General features: G+C 59.8%; 2 protein-coding genes and 1 pseudogene. 2 read left to right on the forward strand and 1 reads right to left on the reverse strand.

Going from position 1 to position 4,373, the window contains the following annotated elements:
* Nucleotides 1–303 (forward strand): uroporphyrinogen-III synthase (locus G015_RS0113520; RefSeq protein WP_020146886.1); only part of this gene is annotated, 303 nt, incomplete at its 5' end.
* Nucleotides 304–480: 177 nt separating this feature from the next.
* On the opposite strand, the gene G015_RS0113525 is transcribed toward G015_RS0113520, so the two are convergent.
* Nucleotides 481–2,928, reverse strand: a complete 2,448-nt coding sequence (locus tag G015_RS0113525; RefSeq protein WP_020146887.1) for an EAL domain-containing protein — start codon at nucleotides 2,926–2,928, stop codon at nucleotides 481–483.
* A 602-nt stretch (nucleotides 2,929–3,530) separates the two neighbouring features.
* Here G015_RS0113525 and cobA point away from each other — a divergent pair.
* A pseudogene (gene cobA / locus G015_RS0113530) lies at nucleotides 3,531–4,307 on the forward strand (uroporphyrinogen-III C-methyltransferase); the annotation flags it as partial.
* Between the last annotated feature and the right edge of the window lie 66 nt (nucleotides 4,308–4,373).

A 4,373-nucleotide genomic window follows, 5' to 3' on the forward strand; every position in this document is an offset into this window, starting at 1 on the left:
GCGGACGCCGCCGAGACCGGGCGCGTGACCGGGCTGATCGAGGCCCTGATCGCGGGGGAGGTGGATGCGATCGCCTTCACCAGCCAGGCCCAGGTGCGGCGGCTGCTGGCGGTCGCCCGCGCCGGTGATCGTCACGACATGTTGGGGGTAGCGCTGGAGCGAACCGTCGTCGCCGCGATCGGTCCGGTGGTGGCCGAGGAACTGCGCGCCCACGGTATTTCCCCCGCGGTGGTCCCCGAGGGCCGCTACTTCATGAAGCCGCTGGTCTCGGCGCTCACCCGGCATCTGCGGGGTACCGCGTAAGGAAGTCTGGCCGCAAATTCTGCTCTATCTTATCGTTTCGCACCCGGACGTGACCTGCACGCTCCCGGCGAAACTTGTCGACTTCCCCGGATTAGGTCCACGCATACCTGGAGGTTTCGGGCTGGTGTAGCTGCCGGTATTCGACCGGCGCCAGGTCCCCCAGGCAATAGGCCGCGATCAGACCCAGTGTTGCCCCTCAATTTCCTTCGCAACTAGTGGCTTGGCAGTGATGAAGCCCTGGTACTGGTCGCATTGAAGCTGATGCAGAAGGTCGAGTTCCTCACGCTCTTCGATGCCTTCGGCAATCACTGTCATGTTCATTGTGTGGCCTAGTTGAACCATGGCCTGCAAGAGGCGCGAATCCCCGGTGTGTGACCAATGCTGCAGGAAACTGCGATCGATCTTGAGTTTTCCCGCCTGTATGCGGTGTAGGTAACTGAGCGAACTGTAGCCGGTGCCAAAATCATCCAGAGCCAGGCAAACGCCGAGATTTCTAAGTGCCTTAATGACCACGCTGGCTTGCTCCCAGTCAGACAGAAGCAGTGACTCGGTGATTTCGATTACCACTGACTCGGGAGGCAATTTATGCTCTGCGAGCAATGCCTCAAGGTGCGCTAGAAATGTCGGCTGCTGGATGTCTATGGCGGACAGGTTCACTGACATATACAGCCCAGGTTGACGACTCTGCCAGCAAGCCAGTTGTGCCAGAGCTTGTGCGAGCATTTGGTGGGTCAGCTCCTTTATTAGGTCCTGTTCTTCCATAAGAGAGATGAATGTGCCCGGCCCAAGTACACCCTCGTCCGGATGCTGCCAGCGGGCAAGGGCTTCAAAACCGACAACGGTTGTGTCATCGATGCTCAGTATGGGCTGGTAGGCCGGAGTGAATTGTCCGTCACTCAACGCCTGCCTGATACACTGCGCCCGATTGAATCGACGTTTTTCGTCATCAAGCATGGACTCATCAAAAAAACAAACACTTGCGCCAGCGGATTTCTTGGCCCGAAACAGGGCCGTGTCAGCATGATCAAGCAGCTGGGCAGCGCTTTTAATGTTCGTTGAGGCGATGGCAATGCCCATATCCACGGAAACTGCAATGATGCTTCGAGCGGCGTCTACCTTGATGGTTTCCAGTGTCTGGATCATCTGCTTGGCGAAACGGCTGACAGAGTCCCGGCTGTCGTGTCCGTGGCTGAGAACTAAAAATTCATCGCCATTTTCCCGGCTCAGCACATCCGTGCTATTCAGACACCGGGATAGTTCCCAGGCCAGCTGTTGCAGGACCCGATCGCCAAAGAAATTCCCATGCACGTTGTTGATGGTGTGAAAGTCTCTGACGTCGAGTTTCATGACGGCAGAAAAGTGATCCTGAGTGGTATGTTGCAGGGCTTTTTCGGCGGCAATCCGGAATCTTGACAAAGTAGGTAAGCTAGTCAGGGGATCGTGATGAATTGCGGCCTCAGGGGCTGTCAAAGTACCTCCCTGGGCGCGAAGCAGTCGGCCTCTCGAGACTCTGGATTTGACCACCATTCGCAACCTCCAGGGCTCAATGGGCTTGGAGACGAACTCATCGTCCGCCAGCCGGGCACAGGCCAATTGCACATCGGTGTCGGCTGCGGCAGACATAAACAGCAGCGGAATGGTTGCGTGATCCTCGTGCTGGCGAATAATTTTGCCGAGATCGAGACCACTGCAGTCCGGCATGTAGACGTCGATGATGATCAGTTCTGGCTGCTTGTATTCAAGCATCGATAACGCCTGTTTCGCACTGGTGGCGGTGGAGACGTTGTAGCCCGCCTGGGAAAGGACCGAACCGTACAGATTGAGTAGATCATCGTCATCATCTACCAGCATGATGCGGTATGGTTCACTGGGTGCCAGATCAAGCTCAGAATGGAGCAGGGATATCAGATTGGGTATGTCCAGTGGCTTGCTTAGGAAATGGTTGCCGCCAGCCCGTGCTGCCGCGAGGCGCAGTTCGAAGGAGTCGAACGCGGATACAAAGAAGACCGGCAAGGGTGTGCCGTCAGTTCGGCGCCAGGAAAATACATGGGCTGACCCGGCAAATTGGTCGCCGTAAAAATCCATGTCCACGATCAGTGCTAGCGGTTGATGCCGCGCAATGGCCTGCTCAAGGCCTGTGATATCTTCCAGGCAATGCACCTGATAGCCACGCTCATTCAAAACTTGGCTGACTTGTGCCGAGAAGTCCGGGTCATCATCTACCAACAGGAGGTTGATGCTTTCCGCGGAGGGAGCGAGTGAATTGATGCTGGCAGGCTCGTTGGTGTCGTCGACATCCTCATCCATGCCTGTGCTGCGTTCAATGCAGCTTAGAAGATCTTGCAGTCGTTCGAATATGGTCGCGTTATATTCAGGCGGGGCGCTTTCTATTGCTTGCTCGCAGGCCCATTCTAGCTGGCTCGCCCTTTGTGATAGCTCGGCAAAACCAAAAACTGCGCCCGAGCCACTGAGACGGTGGGCAATATTTCTGATGAGGTGCAGCGACTCTGGGATGTTCTGTGTTTCTGCCCACGCCTCCTGAAGCTGTGTTTTGTAACCCAGCAGGTTTTTTTTGTAATGGGCAGTGAGGCTGTCCATCTTTTTTTGGTTCTCTGGCTTTTCCATGCGCTAAACTCAGCCCCTTCTCTGAGATCAGGCAAACACTGATCAATGGCTCTGCATCCGCCTCAATGCCCCCAGTGCGTTATTTGGGGGGCGGTTGGGCCATCAAGGGTCTCTTGGGGCCCTCTGTAACCGTTTGGGGCGGTCACAGGCGCGTTTTACGGCCGTAAGGACACACTACCTGAATCGTACCGCCTTTTCCTGAGGCTCTGATCCTTGGGAGGATAAATGTCTGGTAATTGTTGGGTAAAGGATGATTCTATACTGCACAAGAAGGTACTCCCGTTTCGTTGCCGGGAGTGGCTGAGTATGGTGTAGGGCGGGCCCACGCAGGATCGAGAGTATGGTGAGTACGATCCATTCGGACGCGTGCACCGCACCCCAGATCCGACGAGCGCTGCGGGAAGCGCCGCCCAGCGTGATCGATCCCGAGCTGGCCCGGGGCTACGGCATTACGCGCATGACCGTGCGCGAGTGGCGCTATGGCCGGGACGTGGAAGTCCGGGCCCAGCGCCCTAAGCGGCCGCATACCACGCGGATACCGGAGCAGGAAGCGCATCGTGGTCCAGGTCCAAGTCCGAGAATGGGCTCTGCGGTCGCTGGCTGACCTGCTGACCTTTCGCGCGTTGCGCCTGCTGCAGCAGGCGGATGTGGTCGTCTACGACCGGCTGGTGTCCTCCGAGGTGGTGAACCTGGCGCGGCGCGAGGCCGAACGCTTCTATGTCGGCAAGGAGCGAGATCGTCACTGTGTGCCACAGGGGGAGATCAGCGCGCTGCTCTCCCGGCTGGCGCGCGAGGGCAAGCGCGTGGCGCGACTGAAGGGCGGCGACCCGTTCGTGTTCGGCCGGGGCGGCGAGGAGCTCGACGTGCTGGCGCGCGACGGCGTGGCCTACCAGGTCGTCCCCGGCATTACCGCGGCCAGCGGCTGCGCCGCCTATGCCGGCATACCGCTGACCCACCGCGACCATGCCCAGTCGGTGCGGTTCATCACCGGTCATACCCGTGAAGGGCGTCTGGATGTGGACTGGTCGCAGCTGACCAGTACCCGCGAGACCCTGGTGTTCTACATGGGCCGCAAGGGGGTGGGCGAGATCTGCCGGGGGCTTAAGGGTGTCGGCCGCGCCGGGCAGACCCCGGCGGCGATCATCGAGAACGGCACCACCGCCCGCCAGCGCGTGGTCAGCGGCACGCTGGATACGCTGGCCGCGCGTGCCGAGCGCGAGCAGGTGGGCTCGCCCAGCCTGATCGTGATCGGCGAGGTGGCGGCCTGCCACGCACGTCTGGCCTGGTTCCGGCCGGATGCCGGGGCCACGACGGTGTTCCCGCAGCCGATGCCGATGTCGGGGGCAGGGTCGCGGGCCGCGGCGGCGAGCGCGGCGTGACGGCCGCATCCGTCCTGCCGGAGGCGGCGGCCAGTGGCCTCGCGGGTCGCCGCGTCGCCTTGCCGG

The organism is Thioalkalivibrio sp. ALJ15 (assembly GCF_000383695.1).
Taxonomy (GTDB): domain Bacteria; phylum Pseudomonadota; class Gammaproteobacteria; order Ectothiorhodospirales; family Ectothiorhodospiraceae; genus Thioalkalivibrio.